We start from the raw sequence: 22,689 nt of genomic DNA on the forward strand, positions 1-22,689 counted from the left end.
CTAAACATTGTGGTGTGGATATGGGAAAATACCCCGCACAAATCGGATTGCGTGGGGAAACGTGGGCGTTAGCTTAATCAACTCCCTCATCTTCGACAATCTCCCCCGTGCAGAATAGTGATGCCGGGGCGAAAACAAATCTATTTCAACACTTGAGCACAGAGCATGGCACGTTTCTTTCAACCGAAAAAGCACAGCACGTTAGACACAAAGCATCAGCCGGTCACTATTGAACGGTTGGATCACCAAGGCAGCGGACTGGCCTTTTTACACAAGAAACCCTTGTTTGTTGACGGCGCTTTGCCGGGGGAAGAGGTGCTGATTCAGCTCACTGAAAACAAGAGCAAATACGCGCGCGGTCAACTGATTAAAGTGTTGAAACCCAGCGCTGACCGTGTTGCACCTTTCTGTGCGCATTATGCGCAATGTGGTGGTTGCGATTTACAGCATCTTGACCGAGCGGGACAAATCCATCACAAGCAGCAAGCCTTAAGTCAATTAATGGTGAAGTTTGCAGGGCAGAGTCTTGCTCTGTCTGCGCCAGTTTGTTCTGATGATCAAGGCTACCGTCGTCGCGCACGCTTAAGCCTGATGTGGGATAAGAAAACTCAGCAACTACAATTGGGTTTCCGCCGCAAGCAGAGCAAAGCGATTGTTAATGTGACCCATTGCCCCGTGCTGGAGCCGTGTTTAAACGCGCTGTTGCCTGACTTGAACGCTTTGTTGAGTGAGTGGAGTCAACCTGAGCGGTTGGGGCATGTCGAATTGGTGAAAGGGGATAATACTCGCGTGTTGGTGCTGCGCCATTTAGGCGCGCTGACTGAACAAGATCAGCAGCGTTTAACTGACTTTGCTTCGCAAAACCAACTAACCTTATATCTGATGCTGGAAGCAGGCGAATTGCAACATGTGCAAGGTGAAGCGCCATACTGTGAAGAAACAGGCAGCCGCTTAAGTTTCTTGCCCAGCCATTTTATTCAGGTCAATCGCGCGGTGAATCAGCACATGGTCGCGCAGGCCTTGAATTGGCTTGAGGTTAGCCCACAAGAACGCGTGCTCGATCTCTTCTGTGGCTTAGGGAATTTCACGCTGCCGCTGGCCAAACAAGCGCAAGAGGTGGTGGGCGTTGAAGGTGTTGATGAGATGGTGCAACACGCCACTCATAACGCGAAATTGAACCAAATCAATAATGTGGCGTTTTATCAGGCCAATTTGGAACAAGATATGACGAGCGCCTCATGGGCGCAGCAGAAATTTGCTAAAGTACTGCTCGACCCAGCCCGCGCAGGCGCAGAAGGGATTGTGGATCAACTCTCTGCGTTAGGTGCCAAGCGGGTTGTGTACGTGTCGTGTAATCCTGCGACATTAGCACGAGACAGTCAAAGCTTGCTGAGCCAAGGATTTCGCTTAGAGAAGCTGGGCATGTTGGATATGTTTCCGCACACCAGTCATCTCGAGTCCATGGCTTTGTTTGTGAAAAAGGGCTAGTGATTGAACTCCTGATACGAGCGTCAGTCGAAGGCTAAAAATACAATTATTAGGACGATATCAATGGTTGCGGTACGAAGCGCACACTTAAACCCAGACCAACAGTTTGAGCTAGAAACATGGATAGCCAGCCTGACCCAAGAGGGTAAAACGGCCGCTAAATTAACCGCAGTGTATCGCGATTGCGAGCAACTGTTGGCGGGCAATCCACAAGGGCCTCTGCTGCTTTGGCGTGGGCGGGAAATGATCGAAATTTTGATCACCCTATCGATGGACCGCCCAACGCTGGTGGCGGCTTTACTATTTCCGATCGCCACCAGTGGTGTGTTGGATAATGAGTCGCTCGAAGAGGGATATGGCCGCGAAGTGGTTAAGCTTATCCACGGCGTGGAAGAGATGGCGGCGATTGGCCAGCTCAACGTCACCATGCATGGCAGTGAAGCGTCAGCGCAAGTGGATAACGTGCGCCGTATGCTACTGGCGATGGTGGATGATTTCCGCTGCGTGGTGATTAAGCTTGCCGAGCGGATCTGCAACCTGCGTGAAGTGAAAAACGAGCCAGATGAAGTGCGCCGCGTGGCTGCCAAAGAGTGTGCCAACATCTATGCGCCACTGGCTAACCGCCTTGGCATTGGTCAGCTCAAATGGGAAATTGAAGACTACGCGTTTCGTTACCAACAACCGGATACTTATAAACAGATTGCCAAACAGCTTTCTGAGCGCCGCATCGTGCGTGAGCAGTACATTCGTGATTTTGTCAGCGACCTGCGTGCAGAGATGAAGCAATCCGGGATTAACGCTGAAGTCAGCGGTCGCCCGAAACACATCTACAGCATCTGGCGCAAAATGCAGAAGAAAAGCCTCGCTTTTGATGAGCTGTTTGATGTGCGTGCGGTGCGGATTATTGCTAATAAGCTGCAAGACTGTTACGCCGCACTTGGCATTGTGCACACTAAATACAAGCACTTACCCAACGAGTTTGATGACTATGTAGCGAACCCCAAACCGAACGGTTACCAGTCCATTCATACCGTGATTTTGGGGCCGGAAGGCAAAACCATCGAGATCCAGATCCGTACCAAGCAGATGCATGAAGAGTCAGAGCTTGGGGTAGCGGCACACTGGAAATACAAAGAGGGCAGCAGCGTAGCGCGCAGTGGTTACGATGAGAAGATCACTTGGCTGCGTAAACTGCTCGATTGGCAAGAAGAGATGTCCGATTCGGGCGAGATGCTCGACGAACTGCGTAGTCAAGTGTTTGATGATCGCGTTTACGCCTTTACCCCGAAAGGCGATGTGGTCGACTTGCCGATGGGCGCGACCCCGCTCGATTTTGCCTACCACATTCACTCCGAAGTGGGGCATCGCTGTATTGGCGCGAAAGTGGCAGGGCGCATCGTACCGTTCACCCACAAATTGCAGATGGGCGATCAGGTTGAAATCATCACCGCCAAAGAGCCGAATCCATCACGCGACTGGCTGAACCCATCGCTTGGTTTCGTTCATTCAGGTCGTGCGCGCGCCAAGATCAATGCTTGGTTCCGCAAACAGAGCCGTGAAAAAAATCTCGAAGCGGGACGTGAAATTCTCGAAATCGAACTGGCGAAAATCGGTGCCAATCTCAAGCACGCCGAGGCTTATGCGCTCAAGCGCTTTAACGTCAATAGCGTGGATGAAATGTACGTCGGTATCGGCAGTGGCGATCTGCGCATCAACCAGATCGTTAACCATATCAATGCGTTAGTAAATAAACCGACCGCCGAGGAAGAAGATAAGCTCGCGCTGGAAAAACTGCAGGAAAACAAAACATTAACGTCGAATCGCCCGCATAAAGATGCGGTGGTGGTGGAAGGGGTGGATAACCTGATGACCCACCTTGCGCGTTGCTGTCAGCCCATTCCGGGGGATGAAATCCGCGGTTACATTACCCAAGGGCGTGGTATTTCCGTGCACCGCAGCGACTGCGAACAGTTAGAAGAGTTGAGCCATCACGCACCAGAGCGGATCATTGATACCGTGTGGGGCAGCGGTTTTGTTGGTTCTTACCTGTTGACCGTGCGTGTCGAAGCTATGGAGCGCAGTGGCTTACTGAAAGACATCACGACCTTGTTGGCCAATGAAAAAGTCAAAGTGGCGAGTATGAAAAGCCGCTCCGACTACAAACGACAAATCATCATCATGGATTTCGATCTTGAGGTGAATAACGTTGAAGCCTTGGTGCGCGTCTCCAAACGCATCGAGCAAATCAAAGATGTTATGTTGGTCAAACGCTTAGGTTAAATCCAACGCAAACAGCGAGGTGTGAAGTGAAAACTTCCACCTCGTTGTTTTTTCAACTTCAATAGGTTTAGGCGCTCAATGCCTGATGTGAGGAAAGCCATGTCACACCCGATTGAACAACTCGAACAGATCATGAGCCGCTTGCGTGACCCAGAACAAGGTTGCCCGTGGGATAAAGAGCAAACCTTCGACACCATTGCACCTTACACCATTGAAGAAACCTTTGAAGTGGTGGATGCCATCACCCAGCGCGATTGGCCTAATTTGCGTGAAGAGTTGGGGGATTTACTATTTCAGGTCATTTTCTACAGCCAAATGGCCAAAGAGCAAGGGTTGTTTGAATTTCGCGATGTGGTAGACACGGTTAATGAAAAGCTGACGCGCCGTCATCCTCATGTATTTGGAGATGTCACCTTTGACAATGACGAGCAAATTCACGCCAATTGGGAAGCCGAAAAAGCCAAAGAGAAAGCACAAGCAGGCAAAAGTGAGCAAAGTATTCTAGACTCTGTACCACGTTCGTTACCCGCTTTATTGCGTGCCTACAAGATCCAGAAAAAGTGCGCCAAATACGGATTTGATTGGGATAGCCTTGGCCCGGTTGTCGACAAAGTACACGAAGAAGTTGCAGAGGTGATGGAAGAAGCGCTGCAAGTGGAAATAGATACGCAAAAAGTAGAAGAAGAGTTAGGCGATTTATTGTTCGCCACCGTTAATTTGGTACGCCATTTAGGGCATGACCCAGAAATGGCCTTGAGCAAGGCTAACGCCAAATTTGTGCGCCGTTTTCAAGGTGTCGAATGCAAAGCGAGTGCGAAAAATAAGCCATTACAGGACTTCACTTTAGCGGAACTCGATAGATTTTGGGATGAAGTAAAATTTGAAGAAAAACAGGCAATAAAGTCGATTCTCTGATGGGATGTGAAAAATAACCATAAACCCACAGTCAGGCTTAATGGTTGATTAAGCAGCAAATTTGTCCTGTACGAAAAAAGATCGCGGTTTGAGACAAAAGTGACTCAGATAATGTGCCGTTCACGCTCTTCGCTTCAATTTGGTTTGATTTGAAGCAAAAAATAAAAAATTGAGTGTGATAGATTTCACGTTGTGGCAATGGGGGCCTTCTGGTATAGTTTTGTCCCGTCCAGAAGAAATCCATTTCCCTCATTCAACCAATTTCAGGTTAAACATGACGACAAATTATATTTTTGTTACTGGCGGGGTTGTATCCTCTCTAGGTAAAGGTATTGCAGCAGCATCCCTTGCAGCGATTCTTGAAGCTCGAGGTCTTAAAGTGACCATGATGAAGCTTGACCCTTACATCAACGTTGACCCGGGCACCATGAGCCCAACTCAGCACGGTGAAGTGTTCGTTACGGAAGATGGCGCAGAAACCGACCTAGACCTTGGTCACTACGAGCGTTTCATTCGTACCAAGATGACCAAGCGCAACAACTTTACCGCAGGTCGTGTTTACGCTGATGTACTACGCAAAGAGCGCCGTGGCGACTACTTAGGTGCCACTATTCAGGTTATTCCTCATATCACTAACGCGATCAAAGACCGTGTGATTGCTGGCTCAGAAGGCCACGATATCGCTATCGTTGAAGTGGGCGGCACTGTGGGTGATATCGAATCATTGCCATTTATGGAAGCGATCCGCCAGCTAGCAATCGAAGTTGGTCGTGAAAACGCCATGTTTATGCACCTGACGCTGGTTCCTTACCTAGCGGCAGCAGGCGAAGTAAAAACGAAGCCAACTCAACACTCAGTAAAAGAACTGCTTTCTATCGGTATTCAGCCAGACATTCTGGTTTGCCGTAGCGATCGTATGATCCCAGCCAACGAGCGTAAGAAGATCGCTCTGTTCTGTAACGTGCCTGAAAAAGCCGTTATCTCTATGAAAGACGTGGATTCTATCTACAAGATCCCACAACTGATCCGTTCTCAAGGTTTGGATGATTTGGTGTGTGCTCGTTTTGGCATTAACGCGCCAGAAGCGGATCTGTCTGAATGGGAACAGGTGATTTACGAAGAAGCGAACCCAACCGGTGAAGTGACAATCGGTATGGTTGGTAAGTACACTGAACTGCCAGATGCTTACAAATCCGTCAACGAAGCACTGAAACATGCGGGTCTGAAGAACCGCCTGAGTGTCACCATCAAATACGTAGATTCACAAGACGTTGAAACCAAAGGCACCGATGTGCTCAATGGCCTAGATGCGATTCTGGTACCGGGTGGTTTTGGCGACCGTGGTATCGAAGGCAAAATCCGTGCGGCACAATATGCACGTGAAAACAAAATTCCTTACCTTGGCATCTGCTTGGGTATGCAAGTGGCCCTCATCGAATACGCGCGCAACGTAGCGGGTATGGAAGGTGCACACTCAACTGAATTCAATAAAAGCACTAAATACCCAGTGGTTGGTTTGATCACGGAATGGGTAGATGGTGAAGGCAATGTCGAAGAGCGTAGCGAAAAATCGGATCTGGGCGGCACCATGCGTCTAGGTTCACAGCTGTGCCACCTTGAAAAAGGTACCAAAGCGTACGAAATGTACGGTAGCGCGACGATCCATGAACGTCACCGCCACCGTTATGAAGTCAACAACCTGCTGCGTCCTCAGATTGAAAAAGCAGGTTTGAAGGTTTCTGGTCTGTCAGCAGATAAGAAGCTGGTTGAGGTGATTGAGAACCCTGCTCACCCATGGTTTGTGGCAGCGCAGTTCCACCCAGAGTTCACCTCAACCCCACGCGATGGTCACCCTCTGTTTGCTGGCTTTGTAAAAGCAGCGGGTCAGTTCCAACGCGGTGAATTGAAGTAAAAGGATACGGGTAGCCACTTTAGCAGTGTGGCTACCCTTTTAGTTTTGACATTTAAATTCAATTGAGAGGAAACATTAATGTCTAAGATCGTTAAAGTTCTAGGTCGTGAAATCATCGACTCACGTGGTAACCCAACTGTAGAAGCGGAAGTTCATCTGGAAGGTGGTTTCGTTGGTATGGCAGCAGCTCCATCAGGTGCTTCTACTGGTTCTCGTGAAGCGCTTGAACTGCGTGACGGTGACAAGTCTCGTTTCCTAGGTAAAGGCGTTCTGAAAGCGCTGGCTGCGGTTAATGGCCCAATCGCAGACGCTCTGGTTGGCAAAGATGCAAAAGATCAAGCAACTATTGACCAAATCATGATCGACCTAGACGGTACTGAGAACAAGTCAAACTTCGGTGCAAACGCGATTCTGGCGGTTTCTCTGGCGAACGCGAAAGCAGCAGCTGCAGCAAAAGGCATGCCTCTGTACGAGCACATCGCTGAGCTGAACGGCACTCCTGGCGTATTCTCAATGCCTCTACCAATGATGAACATCATCAACGGTGGTGAGCACGCTGACAACAACGTAGACATCCAAGAGTTCATGATCCAACCTGTTGGCGCAAAAACTCTGAAAGAAGCAGTACGTATGGGCGCAGAAGTGTTCCATAACCTAGCTAAAGTACTTAAGTCTAAAGGCTACAACACTGCAGTAGGTGACGAAGGTGGTTTCGCTCCTAACCTGAAATCTAACGCAGAAGCGCTAGAAGTTATCGCTGAAGCGGTTGCTGTTGCAGGTTACAAACTGGGTACTGACATCACTCTAGCGATGGACTGTGCGGCTTCTGAGTTCTACGACGCAGAGAAGAAAGAATACAACCTGAAAGGCGAAGGTCGTATCTTCACTTCTAACGGTTTCTCTGATTTCCTAGAAGAGCTGACTGAGAAGTTCCCAATCGTTTCTATCGAAGACGGTCTGGACGAGTCTGACTGGGAAGGTTTCGCATACCAAACTGAGAAACTGGGTAAGAAAATCCAAATCGTTGGTGACGATCTGTTCGTAACTAACACTAAGATCCTGAAGCGTGGTATCGACAACGGTATCGCTAACTCTATCCTGATCAAGTTCAACCAAATCGGTTCTCTGACTGAAACTCTGGCTGCGATCAAGATGGCAAAAGATGCTGGCTACACTGCAGTTATCTCTCACCGTTCAGGCGAAACTGAAGACGCAACTATCGCTGACCTAGCGGTAGGTACTGCTGCAGGTCAAATCAAGACTGGTTCTATGAGCCGTTCTGACCGTGTTGCTAAGTACAACCAACTGATCCGTATCGAAGAAGCACTGGGTTCACGTGCTCCTTTCAACGGTCTGAAAGAAGTGAAAGGCCAAGCTTAATTTTAAGCGCGCCTTCGCGACTGTTGACGATAACAGTCGCGCGATAAAAAAACGCCCTGCATTGCAGGGCGTTTTGCTTTCCACGGTTGCGGGCAACGAACTACAGAGCCTCGATTGCCGATACGCGCCGTTTATCCAACTCTTCTTTGATATTCTTGCCTTGAAAGCCATCCGCAATCACGGCTTGAACCTCTACGCCAAGGGCGGCGTGGTAGGCGCGCAGGAAAATCTCACGCTGCGGATAGGGCGCACTCTCTAAACCTAAACGGCCACGATGATCCGCTTCACAGCACAGTAACACTTGCTCAAGACGTTCCGGTTTGCGCCACACATCCAAAAGCCCCAGCACTTTAAGCTTGGTGGCAGGCTTTAACTCGTCCGCACGATGGATATTGGAATGCTGCGCGCACACCGCGAGCGCTAAATCACGAAATTCGTTAGGTATGCGAATGCGCTCGCACAATGATTCAATGATGTTAAGCCCGGTATGGCAGTGCAATTTATGGCTTGGCCATTCAGAAGGTGGCGTCACGCCTTTTCCTAAATCATGCACTTGCGCGGCAAAACGCACGGGAAGGGAATCAGAAAGTTGTGCGGCTTGCTTGGCGACCATTAACGTGTGAATACCGGTATCGATCTCTGGGTGCCATTTTTCCGGTTGTGGCACGCCGAACAAGCGATCGATTTCAGGCAGTACCACCGCCAATGCGCCGCAATCACGTAACACCTGCAAAAACACTTCGGGATGATGGGTCGAGAGCGATTTATGCCACTCTTGCCACACACGTTCGGCGGTTAAGTGCTGCAACTCGCCCGATTGCGCAATCTTCGCCATTAACTGCCTTGTCTCTTTTGCAACGGTGAAACCGAGGTGATGCAGCTTGGCCGCAAAGCGCGCCACGCGCAGCACACGCAGGGGATCTTCCACAAACGCGGGCGAAACATGGCGCAGCACTTTCGCGGCGAGATCGCGCTGTCCCCCGTAAGGATCAATCAGTTGCCCAGAGTTATCTTGCGCCATGGCATTGATGGTCAGATCGCGGCGCAGCAGATCTTCTTCGAGTGTGACATCGGGTGCGTAGTGGCAAGCAAAGCCTGTGTAACCTACGCCCGTTTTACGCTCTGTACGGGCAAGGGCATGTTCTTCTTTACTATTCGGATGCAAAAACACCGGAAAGTCTTTCCCGACGGCTTGAAAGCCTGCCGCTAACATAGCTTGTGGGCTACTGCCGACCACCACCCAATCACGGTCATAAACCGGAAGTTGCAGCAATTGATCGCGCACTGCGCCGCCAACGAGGTAAATTTGCATCGTAGAGTCTCAAAAAATTGCATGAATGACATTGGCTAATCTTAGTCAGCAATGATACGTTGCACCCACTGCGATGAATAGGGTCAACAAGCATGTATCTGAACTTCTTTGGGTTTGACGAATTACCGTTTTCTATCGTCCCCAATGCGCGTTATCTCTACCTGAGTCAGCGTCATCAGGAAGCCATAGTACACCTGCAAGCCGGATTGGGCGATGGAGGCGGCTTTGCCATGCTCACCGGAGAAGTTGGAACGGGGAAAACCACTGTCGCGCGAGCGATTCTGGCGAGTTTGCCGGGCAAAACGCGCGCGGGGATGATCCTCAATCCCACTTTCTCGGATCTGGAGCTATTGGAAGCGATCTGTGATGAATTTGAGGTCAGCTATCCGAAGAAGGCGACCTTAAAGAAACTCACGCAAGTGCTGCATGAGTTTTTGTTGGCCGAGCACGCGCAAGGCATTCAAGTGCTGCTGATGATTGATGAAGCGCAGCACTTGGCTCCCGATGTGTTGGAGCAGCTACGCCTGCTGACCAATTTGGAAACCGAGAGCCATAAACTGCTTAAAGTACTGCTGATTGGCCAGCCCGAGTTGCAAGAAAAACTGCGTTTGCCCCAGTTGCGCCAGCTCGCCCAGCGGATCACTGGACGCTACCATTTACTGCCATTGAATGAAGAGCAAACGGCCGACTACATCCGCTTTCGGATTGAGCAAGCCTGCGGTAACCCTGAGCTGTTTAATCGTAAAGCCTGTCAGTGGATTGCAGAGCAAACTCACGGTATTCCGCGCTTAATCAATCTGGTGTGTGATGCGGCGTTAAAGCAAGCGTATCAAGCGGGTGAACCAACGCTGAGCCTGGCGAGAATTAAGCTCGCCTGCCAAGAGGTGATGAGCTTTCAATCTTCTGTTTATCAAGTGGCCTCGGCCAAACCTCCTGTACCTAAGCTCTCTTATCTCTCCAGCGCATTGGGGGGGATAGCTCTGGCCGTCGTACTGGCATGGCAGTTACCACCTCAGCTTGATCGGGAACACTATTTTCCGTTACCTGAAGTGGTGCCGCCGACCGAGCAGAGAGTTTTCCCACAAGCGTTACGCACTGCGTTACTCAACGCGACGAGCAGCGAGCATGCCCTTGAAACTCTGTATGCTGTCTGGGGCTATCAAGCCTCGGTGCTGGAGCAGTTTTGTCAGACTCAAGCAGATGCGGTGCTTTGGTGTGAAGAGCAGACGGGCGATTGGTCAACGTTGCAAACTTACGATTTGCCCGCTGTACTCACTTTAATGATGGATGATGTGCCTACTTACGCGGTGCTGTATCGCTTAACGGGCGATCAAGCGGAGCTGTTGGTGGGAGGCGAACGTTATCGTATTGCCCGCCAATGGCTAGAGCCGTTATGGAATGGGCAATTTGCTCTACTTTGGCAAGCTGGCTTTTCTCGAACATTAAAGCAGGGAATGCAGGGAGCCGATGTTGCCTTGCTCGAGAGCAAATTGGCGCAAGTGTTAGGTGAACCTGAACGCCCGCGTGAGCAATTTGATAAGGATTTGTCGCGTAAAGTTGAGTTATTCCAACGTTGGCAAAATATGCATGTTGATGGTATCGCAGGAAGACAAACCTTACGCCGCCTTGAGTTATTGACCCAGCAGCAAGCGCCGAGTTTGAAGGAGGAAGGCTAATGTCAAAAGTGATGAATGCCTTGAAGCAGTCTCAACAAAAGTATCTGCAAGCTCAGCCTGTCAGTCGTCGCACTTATACCGAGCAAGAACCCACTGCGATGAATCCGTCACGCTGGTTGCATTTAGCACTGTGGCTCGTGCCTGGGTTAGTGACAGCGGGAGTGATGATTTACCAACGCTATGAACAAGTGCAGCAGGAAGTGGCTAATCGACAAACCGAGCCTACAACGGTGCAAGTTGATGCGCCATTAGAGCGTCTAGCGTATCCCGAATTTCAGGATCTGCAACCTACCTTTGTCGAATCAGTACTCGACGAACCCTATCCAGAAGAGGATGTTACTGCGCTAGCCGACAACATTGTGGCACCACCGGCGACAATCCAAGCTTCTGGTCAACAGAGTGCGTCAAATCAGGCCTTGAGCGATCTCGATTTAACTCAGCTTTCGCCTGAATTAGCGCTACGTGTACAGGCGATTATGCGCGATCAATCTAGTGAGTCAGCTACCTCAATCACCCCAACTTCTGCTGTAGTGCAATTAACTCAGCACAGCGATCGTTACCAAGGACGGCTCCCCGCACTGAATTTTCAGATGCATGCGTTTTCCAGTAATGAACAAAAACGCTGGATAAAAGTGAATGGGGTAGAGTATCGCGAAGGGGATATGCTGACGCCAGAAGTGAAGTTGGAAAGTATTAAACCGCAAAGTAGCATCATCTTATTTGCTGGGGAACAGATAGAGATCCCTGCTCTACAGGATTGGAAAGGCTAAATGCGAGTAAGATAGCGATATAAAAAAACGGTCACTTTAGTTAGTTGACCGTTTTTTTATAGAACCTAGTTTATATATCTAGGCCACAGTTTTTGCAGTCCACAGAAAGTGATTATGCCCAGCCTGCTGGGTGGCGCTTACGGCGTGGCACAATGTGCGGTAACACCAAGCCAAGCAGTAAACCAATACCGGCAACACCGCCACCGTAAGTGAAATACTTCAGTAACAGATCTTCTTTCTGTGTATCGAGTTTAGCACGCAGCTCACGAATTTCGTTTTGTGAATCAATTAGTTGCTTGCTGATTTCTGCATGGTTACGCTCTAATTCGGCAATTTGCTGGTTACGCAGCTCGAGCGATTCTGCCAATCCCGCTTGTTCGCTATCGGCATTTTGGCGCGCGTTGGCTAATAGCTTTTTCACTTCTTCTAGCTCTTTTTCTAGAGCCGGTAAGCGCAGAGTATTGCTCACTTCACGAGTAATAAAACGGCTTTCAACCCAACCTGTACGGCCACGCTCATCAGCAATTTGGCTGTAACCACTCTCTTTGTTCACCTCAAGCAGTTTAACTTTTTCACCAGCGTCAATGCTGCCGAGAATGCGGTATTGGTTACTTGGGCCTGAATGCATGTAAGTAAAGAGTTTGTCCGCGATGTAGCGGTCTTGCGCGAACGTTGGTGCGGCCAACATGGAAAAGAGCACCATGCAGATCAGTTTTTTCACAGTAAATCCCTTAATTTAAAGATAGATTTGGCGATAAGCTTCATAAAGTTTGTGGCAAATAGTATGCAGTTTTAGCAAGCGCTGCAACAAAGAAGGGAGGCTAAGCCTCCCTTTCTGTGCGTTTGAGTCAATAATGACAGTTCGCTAACGCTGAGTTTACTGCGGCTTAGCCGACAAACACGGCTTGAATCGCGTAGAAGAAAACCACGGCTAAGAGTGCGCCAGCAGGCAGAGTGACTACCCAAGAGGCGACAATGTTACGCACCACACCTAAGTTCAGTGCAGCAATACCACGTGCGAAACCGACACCCAGTACCGCACCAACCAGAGTTTGCGTGGTTGAAATTGGTAGACCAGTACCTGAGGCCAGTACTACAGTCGAAGCGGTTGCAAGCTGAGCAGCAAAACCACGGCTTGGGGTCAGTTCAGTAATGCCAGTACCGATAGTGGCCATTACTTTGTGACCTAGTGTTGCCAGACCAACCACGATACCGAAACCACCCAGAGGAAGAATCCACCATGCGATAGAGCTTTTCGCGGCCACTTCACCCATGTGTTCAACGGTTGAAACTACTGCTGACAATGGACCAATCGCGTTCGCTACGTCGTTTGAGCCGTGAGCAAAAGCCATGGCACATGCGGTAATCACCATCAGTGTGCTAAAAATGCTTTCTACACCAGCGAAACCGTGGTCTTCATCGCGATTAGCAAATTTCTTCTGAATGTATAGGTAGCCGCCAACCATCACGATGGCAGAAACTACAGCAGACCACATCCAAGCCTCTGGAGTCGTTAGATGCAATCCTACGTGTTTGAGGCCTTTCTTGATGGTTACCAGAGCAATCACCATAGTGGTGATGAACATGTATACAGGTACGAAGCGCTTAGCGTTGATCAGCGGTTTTTCCGTATCAAAAATGAGGCTTTGTGCGCTGACAAAGATAAGGTAGGCAAAGAAGCCTGAAATCACCGGAGTGATAATCCAGCTACCCACAATCCCTTGTACGGAGCTCCAATCAACTGCTTCTGTGCCGACAGAAACGCACGCGAAACCGATGATTGCACCGATGATAGAGTGAGTAGTAGACACTGGCCAGCCCATGTAAGAGGCCACCAGCAACCAAGTGCCAGCGGCAAGAAGCGCTGACATCATGCCGTAAATCAGAACATCGGGTTTATCTGCGAAGAGAGAGGTTTCAATCACCCCATTGCGGATCGTTTCTGTCACTTCACCACCGGCTAAGTAAGCGCCTGCGAATTCAAAAATCATCGCAATAATAATGGCTTGTTTAACGGTGAGTGCTTTTGAACCTACTGAAGTGCCCATTGCATTGGCGACATCGTTCGCACCAATACCAATCGCCATCAAGAAACCGAAGACAGCTGCCACAATAATCAAGACGGTGCCGTAGTTCGCAAGGATTTCCATCGTAATACCTAGTTGTTGATAACAAGCGGAGCAACCTAAGCTTGTTTTTGACGCAGATGACGACCTTCAGCGTAGAAAATACTCATCGCCTAGCGGGTCGTCATAGTGTGGTTGCTCTTCGTTATTTGGTTAACTTTTAAATTTAAGAACGAGAAAGCATAAGCTCTAAGCGAGCACCAACGCGCTGCGCTTGGTCGGCAATACCGCCCACCCATTCCAGAATTTTGTACAAGAACATGACATCAATTGGATTCATTTTCGATTCGATAGCCATCAATTGTTGGCGTAGGCGAATCTGCATAGAATCGGTGTCATCTTCAATCACATCCAGTTGATGGATCATTTCAGCCACGAGGGTTACCTCACGACCTTTGAATCCTGTTTCCAATAACTCGTCGAGCTCGTTGATCACATTCTGCGCTTGGTTAGCCGCGTCTAAACAACGTTTAACGTAAGCAATGAAGTTTTCTTGGAGAGGCTCAGGGATAACAAGTTGTCGACCATATACACGGCCTGCAATGTCTTTGGCTAGGTTTGCGAGTTTGTCCTGTTGAGTGAGAAGCTCAAGCATGTCACTACGATCAACAGGCATGAACAAACCGCGAGGAAGTTTAAGACGAATTTCACGTTTTAACACGTCAGCTTCTTTCTCAAGATGAGAAATCTGTGCACGAATTTCACCTGCTTTTTCCCAATCACCCTTGTTACAGACTTCAAAGAAATTGATCAGATGAGAGCAGCATTCATTCACACACACAACGTGGCGTTGCAAAGGCTTAATCGGGGACTTTGCAAATAACCCCATGATTGTATTTACTGGCATGGTCATTCAACCTAATAACTATAACCTTGAAATAACATACACCATATTATGATGAAATGTTGAGCGTTGGCTATAAAGGCGCGCATGTTAACCCAAACACTGTCGCAATAAAACTGTTTTAGATCATGATTGGGCCGATATTTCTCTCTTGCTCCGGTGTCTATAAGGCAATATCCTGTCGGCATCTGCATCGAAAGGGATAACTATGGAAACCGAGATAGAACTGAAGTTTTTTGTTTCTCCAGATTTTTCAACCATCTTACGCGCGAAGATTTCTGAAACCAAAGTTCTTCAGCACAGCTGTCGGGAGTTAGGAAACACATACTTTGATACCCCCGATAACTGGTTGCGTCAGCATGATATTGGACTGCGCATTCGTCGTTTTGATGAGGTGTATGTTCAAACGGTGAAAACCGCAGGTCGTGTGGTCGCCGGTCTACATCAGCGTCCGGAGTTCAATGCTGAACATCACAGTAATGAGCCCGATCTTTCGTTGCATCCTGCCGATATCTGGCCGCAAGGAAAAGAGCTGGCTCAGCTACAAGCCGAACTCATGCCGCTCTTTTCGACCAATTTCACCCGTGAGCAGTGGCTGATTAGCATGGCCGATGGTAGCCAAGTCGAAGTCGCCTTTGACCAAGGTCTTGTAGTGGCAGGCGATCGCCAAGAGCCGATCTGTGAAGTGGAACTGGAACTGAAATCCGGTCAAACCGATGCACTGTTTACCTTAGCGCGCCAGCTCTGTGAGCATGGCGGTATGCGCTTAGGGAATCTTAGCAAAGCAGCTCGTGGCTATCGCCTCGCCGCCAATTATTCGGGTGATGAAATCCAACCCATGGCATTGGTCAGTGTCGATAAAAATGACACCGCAGAGTCTTGCTTTATCCGTGCGTTGGAACATGCGTTGGCACACTGGCATTACCATGAGCAAATCTATACCGAACGTGAAAACGTCGCGGCATTGCACGAAATTCGTCATGCGGTGAGTTACCTGCGCCAACTGCTTTCCGTCTACGGCGGCATCATTCCGCGCCGCGCCAGCGCAATTTTGCGCCAAGAACTCAAATGGTTAGAGCAAGAATTACAATGGCTGAAAGAGTTTGAATATCTGGAAAGCCTGCAAGAAGACAAAGGTTACGCGCTGCGTAAACTGGATGCGCGTAAGTTTTTAGTCACCGCTTTGAAAACCTTGCAAGAGAGTCTGCCACAGCGTGAAGATACATTGCGTTTACTGAGCAGTGCCCGTTATACCGGCTTGTTACTGGATCTAAGTCGTTGGGTGCTGACACGTGGTTGGCAGCCGTTTTTAGATGACAAATCACGCGAAAAAATGGCCCAGCCTCTGGAGGCGTTTTCCGTAAAACAACTTGACCGCACATGGGCGGAGTTGATGGAAGCTTTCCCTCCGGGTAAAACCTTAACCGTACAAGAATACCTCGATCAGCAGTATCGCTTAATGCGTAACCTCTACACTGGGGTGAGTTTTGCGAGCTTGTACGATGCGGAAAACCGTCAGGCATTTCGGATGCCGTGGGCGGATTTGTTGCACGGTATTGATGATTTATTGCGCCTCAAACCATTAGAGCGTTTGGTGGATCTGCTACAAGGTGAAGAGCAAGATCAACTGAAACGTTGGCTGATTCGTCAAGAGAACTCCATTTTGCATGCGATGGAGCAAAGCCGCACTATGGGTGTTGAAGCGCATCCGTATTGGCGTGAGTAGCTCTGGCTAACGCATTGATATAGATAAATAAGGGAGGCGGGTGCTTCCCTTTTCTTTTTATCGTGTATCCCCATCTTGGTGAGCTTTCACTATGCATGCCCACATCTCGTTATCGCGAGAAAAGACTCTAGATACGCCAGTTTATGCCGATAACACATAGTGAGTTTGATGAGTGATGGATAGAGATAATATCCCCTTCCTACTTGAAGCTGCGGTGGTGTTGGCTACGTTTGTTCATCCCAATCACATAGTCTGTCTATGCCCATTGATATGAACTCACTTGATGCCTACCTGCAACTCCAAGTCATTTGGGTATAAGTCAAAGATCACAAATAGCGTGATGAATAAGAGAATTAGCGATAACAAACTGATGGGTTTTGTTTCATTTTTGATATTATCGGCTTTCATACGAGGCTCGAAATAATAGGTTGCGGATCTTTTGCATCCTCACTCAGTGGCAATCAACAAGAATGGAGAACTGACAATGGCAACGATGTCGTTTAAGCCGTGGGAGCGGGTAATCACAGATGTTCGTCTCGTCCCGAAAATGGTGATGCTGATGGTATTCAGCACGGTGTTGATCATTGGCAAGCAACTCTGGGATGCGCATACTTTTTACCAATCCTTGTTGGCTGCCACCCATAGTGTGGAAGTCGCACAGCAGCACTACGATAACTATTTGGTGCAAGTGTTCTGGCAAACCTTACTGTTGATTGTGGTGTTTGTGGTGTTGTTGCTGTTTGCTGCGCGTGTGATGTTGCGCCAAACCCAATATCTAAATGATGTGATCAAACTGATGGCGCAGCGTAATCTCTCAGAGCCGATCATTATGGATTGTAAAGATGAGTATGGGGATGTAGCACGCGAGCTTGAGAAAACCCGCCGCCAGCTACAAGACCTGATCAAGCTGCAAATTGATGCTTCGCAAGAGTTGACCTCACTCACCGAAGTGATGGCGATGAGTATGTCGGAGACCAAAGATTCAGCGCAAGAAGAGTTCAACGAAATTGACCAATTGGCGACGGCGATGAGTGAAATGTCGTCAACGGTTCAAACGGTAGCGGAACATGCGCTGAAGGCCTCTTCCTTAACCGAAAATACTTCCCAGCAAGCGAAAACGGGTCAGCAGTTTGTGAAAAGCACCATTCATAAAATGAATGAGCTTTCAAAAGATATCAGTGCTTCGGCTAATGCGGTAAACCAAGTTGAAGAGCGTGTGGTGTCAATCAGTAGTGTTGTGGGCACAATTCGAGGTATTTCAGAACAAACCAACTTGCTGGCGCTGAATGCAGCGATTGAAGCGGCGCGTGCAGGGGATGCGGGGCGCGGTTTCGCGGTGGTTGCTGATGAAGTGCGTAACTTGGCGCAGCGTACGCAAAACGCGACTGTTGAAATTCAAGAGATGATTTCACAACTGCAAGCCGGTGCTAATGTCGCTGTCGAACTGATGGAAAAAAGTGTAGTGCAAGCCGCGGATGGAGTAGAGCTGATTACCAACGCTGGCAGCGAGTTGGATGGCATCGTTAATCAGGTTCAATTACTCAATGATATGAACTTCCAAATTGCCGCGGCAGCAGGCCAGCAAAGTAATGTGGCCGAAGAGATGAACGAAAACCTCAACAATGTGCGTGAGTTGGTGGAAGGTTCGGTCACCGTGATGACTGAGCTGCTCGAAACCTCAGAAATCATGCAAAGTAACGCTGAAGAGCTGGATAGAAAAATTACCGCATTTCGCGTGTAAGCCGAGTTATTGAGCAAAACCGCAAAAAATTATTCGTCAAGCGCCCACAACTGCTCTGTGGGCGTTTTTTTTCCGCCAGAGTTTGCGATATAACTAGTGAACATTCAAAGACAAGGAAGCATCATGTCACTGCCCAGCGCGCTTTTGCCGACCGCCGAATTGCATTATCAATCACTGATTTCTGAACATCCACACATCGCCAACTGGCCTTCGCCTGTACTGAGTCAATTGCGCTATGTGCTCGGTTTAAGCCAGTTTGTAGCCCAAACCTTGCAGCGTGATGACCAACTGTGTCAGGTGCTCCCCTCGTTATTAGCCGAGCCAAGCCGTGAACAATATTATCGCAGTGAATTAGCGCAGTGGTTGGCCGAGTGTCAGGATGAAGCGGTCGCGCAGAAGCGTTTACGCCAGTTTCGTAACCAAGAGATGGTGTATATCGCATGGCGGGATTTTTGTGCGAGTTGGACCTTGGAAGAGAGCCTTTCTCACCTTTCCCAACTGGCGGAAGCACTGATCTTTGAAAGCTATCAATGGCTCTATCAACGCTGTTGTCTTGAAATGGGCACACCTTGCAATGCGCAAGGGGAAGCGCAGCCCATGTTGATCATAGGTATGGGCAAACTCGGTGGCGGTGAGCTCAACTTCTCCTCCGATATCGATCTGATTTTTACTTATCCTGAAAATGGCGAGACGCAAGGCGCGCGCCGCTCGATTGCCAATGCGCAATTTTTCACACGCTTAGGTCAGCGCTTGATCAAGCTACTGGACCAATCCACACCGGATGGTTTTTGTTACCGAGTGGATATGCGCTTGCGCCCGTTTGGTGACAGCGGCCCACTCGCGATGAGTTATGCCGCATTAGAGGATTACTACCAAGAGCAGGGGCGTGACTGGGAACGCTACGCGATGATCAAAGCGCGAGTGATGGGGCGAGAAATGTACCCGCAATACCAAGAGTTGCGCCAGATGCTGCGCCCGTTTGTGTTTCGACGCTACATCGACTTCAGCGCGATCCAATCCCTACGCCGAATGAAATCCATGATCAGCAGCGAAGTGCGCCGCCGTGGTTTGAGTAACAACATCAAGCTCGGTGCGGGCGGCATTCGTGAAGTGGAATTTATTGCGCAAGTGTTCCAATTGATCCGCGGTGGCCGCGAGCCAAGCCTGCGCAAACGCGGCTTGCTAGAAACCTTGGATGCGATTGCGGAGCTTGAACTGCTAACGCGCGAACAAGTGCAAGATTTGCGTGATGCTTACCGCTTTTTGCGCCGCTTAGAAAACTTGCTGCAAGCGATGGCCGATAAGCAAACCCAAACGTTACCGGATAAAGAAGACGATCAACTGCGCCTTTCGATCGCAATCGGATTGGCCGACTGGCCAAGTTTACAGCGTGAGGTGAGCGAACACATGCAGCGCGTGCATCGCGTGTTTGCCACCTTGATTGGCGAAGAAGATGAAGAAGAGGAGCACACGGTAGCTCGTCATTTCCATGAGCTGTGGGATATGGCGCATAAACCGGAAGTGATTGAACACATCATTGAGCAGGATCTTGGGTTGAGCGAAGCGGGTGAGCAAATTCGCACCATCAATCAATTTAAAGATGATCTGGCGAAACGCACCATTGGCCCGCGTGGGCGCGAGGTGCTTAATCGGTTAATGCCGAAAGTGTATCAGGCCGTGTTTGCTCATCCCGATGCAGAATTTGGTTTGTCGCGTGTATTGGCATTGCTGCACAGTATCGCCACACGCACCACTTACCTTGAACTGCTCGATGAGCATCCTGCTGCTTTGGTGCAATTGGTGCGCTTGTGTACCGCTAGCCCAATGATTTCTGAGCAGCTCGCGCGTTATCCTATCTTGCTTGATGAGCTGATTGATCCACAGCATCTGTATAACCCAATTCCATTGGAGTCTTATCAAACCGAGCTGCGGGATTTTCTGGCGCGCATTCCAGAAGAAGATATGGAGCAGCAGATGGAAGGGCTGCGCCAATTTAAGCAGATCTCTATCCTGCGCATTGCCGCAGCGGATATCGCTGGCGTGCTTCCGGTGATGAAAGTGAGTGACCACTTAACCTATCTTGCCGAAGCGATTGTTGAAGCGGTCGTGAGTCAAGCTTGGTTGCAAGTGAGCAGTAAATACGGCGAACCTACTCATCTCAAAGATCGTGATGGCCGAGGTTTTGCGGTGGTGGGCTATGGCAAAGTCGGAGGCTGGGAGCTGGGGTATAACTCCGACCTCGACATCGTATTTATGCACGACTGCCCAGTTGAGGTGAACACGGATGGCGAGAAAAGCATTGATGGCCGCCAGTTCTATCTACGTTTAGCGCAGCGCATCATCCATATTTTCTCTACCCGCACAGCCTCGGGTATTTTGTATGAAGTCGATACCAGACTGCGCCCCTCTGGTGCATCAGGCTTGCTCGTGAGTCCAACCGATGCCTTTGATGAATATCAGCGTCAAGAAGCGTGGACTTGGGAGCATCAAGCCCTAGTTCGCGCGCGGATGATCTATGGTGATGCGCCGCTGCAACAAGCGTTTGCCAACACACGGCATCAGATTCTCTGTTTGCCCCGAGAGGAGCACAAGCTTAAACAAGAAGTGGTCGAGATGCGGATCAAAATGCGTGATCATCTCGGCGGTAAAAAAGCGGGGCGCTTTATGCTCAAGCAAGATGAAGGCGGGATCACCGATATTGAATTTTTAGCGCAATATCTGGTCTTACGCTTTAGTCATCAACAACCTAAGTTAACGCGTTGGTCGGATAACGTACGCATTTTTGAATCCTTGATGAACCATCAAGTGATGAGCGAGTCGCAAGCGCAGGCTCTGACTCATGCCTACACCAGTATGCGTGACCAGATTCATCGCCGTAATTTACTCAATCAATCGGCCGATGTGCGAGATTCACAATTTGTGGTTGAACGTGAACAAGTGATACAAGCTTGGCAGCAGTGGCTCGGTTGAGCACTTCTGCCACCTTGGCGGCTGTGATAAACTCCGCCCCAATCTGAATATTGGAGATTGAGAATGAAACCAGTGCTACCTGACTACAGCAAAGCGGGTGTGTTAATTGTCGGTGATGTCATGCTTGACCGTTACTGGTATGGCCCAACGGGACGTATCTCACCGGAAGCACCAGTACCTGTAGTGAAAGTAGAGCAGAGTGAAGAGCGTCCGGGCGGTGCCGCTAACGTTGCGATGAACATCGCTTCTTTAGGTGGTCACGCGCACATCATTGGCCTGACAGGGCAAGATGAGCCGGCGAATGTGCTTGCCAACAAGCTCACCTCACTGAAAGTCCATTGTGATTTTGTGGCGCTGCCGGATTACCCGACCATCACTAAATTGCGTGTATTGAGCCGCGGTCAGCAGTTGATCCGTCTCGATTTTGAAGACAAATTCGAAAATACGGATGCGCAGCTTATCTTATCTCGCATGGAGAGTGCGCTACCTAAAGTGCGCGCGGTGATCCTGTCTGACTACGCGAAAGGTGCGTTAGAGCACGTACAGCAGTTTATTCAGAAAGCCAAGGCGGCTGGTGTACCTGTGTTTATCGATCCTAAGGGCAGCGACTTTGAACGCTATCGCGGTGCATCGCTGCTTACGCCAAACATGTCTGAATTTGAAGCTGTGGTCGGCAAAGTCAAATCTGAGCAAGAGCTGGTTGAAAAAGGTTTTGCCCTGATTGAAAAGTTCGACCTCGGTGCATTACTGGTGACTCGTAGCGAACACGGTATGACTCTGCTGCGCCGTGGACTGGAACCTTTCCATTTACCCACCCAAGCCCAAGAAGTGTATGACGTGACGGGCGCGGGCGATACGGTGATTTCTGTGCTTGCTGCGTCGGTTGCGGCAGGCAAAGCGCTGGATGAAGCCTGTGCGCTTGCCAACGCCGCTGCCGGTGTGGTGGTCGGTAAACTCGGAACATCCACCGTTTCTACCATTGAATTGGCGGAAGCCGTGCACGGTAGCAGAGACACCGACTATGGCGTGATCAGCGAAGATGCTCTGATTGAAGCGGTGAAAAAAGCGCAAGCGCGTGGCGAAAAAGTGGTGATGACCAACGGCTGCTTTGATATTTTGCACGCCGGCCATGTTTCATACCTTAACCATGCAGCAGAGCTTGGCGATCGCTTAATCGTTGCGGTGAACACCGATGAATCGGTGAAACGCTTGAAAGGCCCTGGCCGTCCGGTCAATAGTACCGATCGTCGTATGGCGGTATTGGCCGGTCTTGGCGCGGTGGACTGGGTCGTGCCATTTAGCGAAGATACGCCACAGCGTTTGATCGCAGCCGTATTGCCAAACCTACTGGTGAAAGGTGGTGATTATAAACCGGAAGAGATTGCCGGTGGCAAAGAAGTGATTGCTGCGGGTGGTGAAGTAAAAGTATTGAACTTTGAAGAAGGCTGCTCAACCACGGAAATCATCGAAGCGATCAAAGGTGGTCGTGGTTAATTCTGTATTACAATAAATATTTTATTTATCAATTACTTAAATAAAGCGTAGCAAA

General features: G+C 49.4%; 15 protein-coding genes. 11 read left to right on the forward strand and 4 right to left on the reverse strand.

Annotation, left to right across the window (positions count from 1 at the left end; all coding sequences use genetic code 11):
• The first annotated feature begins 165 nt into the window (after positions 1-165).
• From rlmD to eno, 5 genes are all read left to right on the forward strand, one after another.
• The gene (gene rlmD, locus CEQ48_RS06780) at positions 166-1,488 is read left to right on the forward strand and encodes a 23S rRNA (uracil(1939)-C(5))-methyltransferase RlmD (protein WP_089070711.1); all 1,323 of its coding nucleotides are present in this window, start codon (positions 166-168) and stop codon (positions 1,486-1,488) included.
• A gap of 63 nt (positions 1,489-1,551) precedes the next feature.
• Positions 1,552-3,768 (forward strand): GTP diphosphokinase, encoded by a 2,217-nt coding sequence (relA, locus tag CEQ48_RS06785; protein ID WP_089070712.1) that lies wholly within the window; start codon positions 1,552-1,554, stop codon positions 3,766-3,768.
• 99 nt (positions 3,769-3,867) lie between these two features.
• The gene (mazG, locus tag CEQ48_RS06790) at positions 3,868-4,683 is read left to right on the forward strand and encodes a nucleoside triphosphate pyrophosphohydrolase (protein ID WP_089070713.1); all 816 of its coding nucleotides are present in this window, start codon (positions 3,868-3,870) and stop codon (positions 4,681-4,683) included.
• Between the two features lie 274 nt (positions 4,684-4,957).
• Entirely contained in the window at positions 4,958-6,595 is a 1,638-nt protein-coding gene (pyrG, locus tag CEQ48_RS06795; RefSeq protein WP_089070714.1) for a CTP synthase, read from the forward strand.
• A gap of 78 nt (positions 6,596-6,673) precedes the next feature.
• A complete protein-coding gene (eno, locus tag CEQ48_RS06800) occupies positions 6,674-7,975 on the forward strand; it encodes a phosphopyruvate hydratase (RefSeq protein ID WP_000036742.1) in 1,302 nt (433 codons plus the stop codon).
• A gap of 100 nt (positions 7,976-8,075) precedes the next feature.
• Here the strand turns inward: eno and CEQ48_RS06805 are convergent, their stop codons facing one another.
• Positions 8,076-9,287 (reverse strand): multifunctional CCA addition/repair protein, encoded by a 1,212-nt coding sequence (locus tag CEQ48_RS06805; protein ID WP_089070715.1) that lies wholly within the window; start codon positions 9,285-9,287, stop codon positions 8,076-8,078.
• 92 nt (positions 9,288-9,379) lie between these two features.
• Between CEQ48_RS06805 and CEQ48_RS06810 the strand changes: the two genes are divergently transcribed.
• Together CEQ48_RS06810 and CEQ48_RS06815 are read left to right on the forward strand one after the other, a co-directional pair.
• Positions 9,380-10,963, forward strand: a complete 1,584-nt coding sequence (locus tag CEQ48_RS06810) for an AAA family ATPase (protein ID WP_089070716.1) — start codon at positions 9,380-9,382, stop codon at positions 10,961-10,963.
• Positions 10,963-11,733 (forward strand): general secretion pathway protein GspB, encoded by a 771-nt coding sequence (locus CEQ48_RS06815; RefSeq protein WP_089070717.1) that lies wholly within the window; start codon positions 10,963-10,965, stop codon positions 11,731-11,733. The genes CEQ48_RS06810 and CEQ48_RS06815 overlap by 1 nt, the downstream gene beginning before the upstream one ends.
• A gap of 112 nt (positions 11,734-11,845) precedes the next feature.
• Here CEQ48_RS06815 and CEQ48_RS06820 read toward each other — a convergent pair whose 3' ends face one another.
• The 3 genes from CEQ48_RS06820 to CEQ48_RS06830 form a co-directional block, all read right to left on the reverse strand.
• Entirely contained in the window at positions 11,846-12,454 is a 609-nt protein-coding gene (locus CEQ48_RS06820) for a TIGR04211 family SH3 domain-containing protein (protein WP_089070718.1), read from the reverse strand.
• A 166-nt stretch (positions 12,455-12,620) separates the two neighbouring features.
• Positions 12,621-13,883, reverse strand: a complete 1,263-nt coding sequence (locus tag CEQ48_RS06825; protein WP_089070719.1) for an inorganic phosphate transporter — start codon at positions 13,881-13,883, stop codon at positions 12,621-12,623.
• 142 nt (positions 13,884-14,025) lie between these two features.
• Complete coding sequence (locus CEQ48_RS06830; RefSeq protein ID WP_005514779.1) at positions 14,026-14,706, reverse strand: TIGR00153 family protein; 681 nt, start codon at positions 14,704-14,706, stop codon at positions 14,026-14,028.
• A 205-nt stretch (positions 14,707-14,911) separates the two neighbouring features.
• Between CEQ48_RS06830 and CEQ48_RS06835 the strand changes: the two genes are divergently transcribed.
• The 4 genes from CEQ48_RS06835 to hldE all read left to right on the forward strand — a co-directional run bounded on the left by CEQ48_RS06835 (position 14,912) and on the right by hldE (position 22,634).
• Positions 14,912-16,429 (forward strand): CYTH and CHAD domain-containing protein, encoded by a 1,518-nt coding sequence (locus CEQ48_RS06835; RefSeq protein ID WP_089070720.1) that lies wholly within the window; start codon positions 14,912-14,914, stop codon positions 16,427-16,429.
• Between the two features lie 484 nt (positions 16,430-16,913).
• The gene (locus CEQ48_RS06840) at positions 16,914-18,170 is read left to right on the forward strand and encodes a methyl-accepting chemotaxis protein (RefSeq protein WP_113599265.1); all 1,257 of its coding nucleotides are present in this window, start codon (positions 16,914-16,916) and stop codon (positions 18,168-18,170) included.
• Positions 18,171-18,293: 123 nt separating this feature from the next.
• The gene (glnE, locus tag CEQ48_RS06845; protein ID WP_089070722.1) at positions 18,294-21,140 is read left to right on the forward strand and encodes a bifunctional [glutamate--ammonia ligase]-adenylyl-L-tyrosine phosphorylase/[glutamate--ammonia-ligase] adenylyltransferase; all 2,847 of its coding nucleotides are present in this window, start codon (positions 18,294-18,296) and stop codon (positions 21,138-21,140) included.
• Between the two features lie 63 nt (positions 21,141-21,203).
• Positions 21,204-22,634: a bifunctional D-glycero-beta-D-manno-heptose-7-phosphate kinase/D-glycero-beta-D-manno-heptose 1-phosphate adenylyltransferase HldE gene (gene hldE, locus CEQ48_RS06850; protein ID WP_089070723.1), complete on the forward strand. Its 1,431-nt coding sequence runs from the start codon at positions 21,204-21,206 to the stop codon at positions 22,632-22,634.
• Positions 22,635-22,689 lie beyond the last annotated feature (55 nt).

Origin of the sequence: Vibrio tarriae (genome assembly GCF_002216685.1) — a bacterium.
Classification (GTDB): domain Bacteria; phylum Pseudomonadota; class Gammaproteobacteria; order Enterobacterales; family Vibrionaceae; genus Vibrio; species Vibrio tarriae.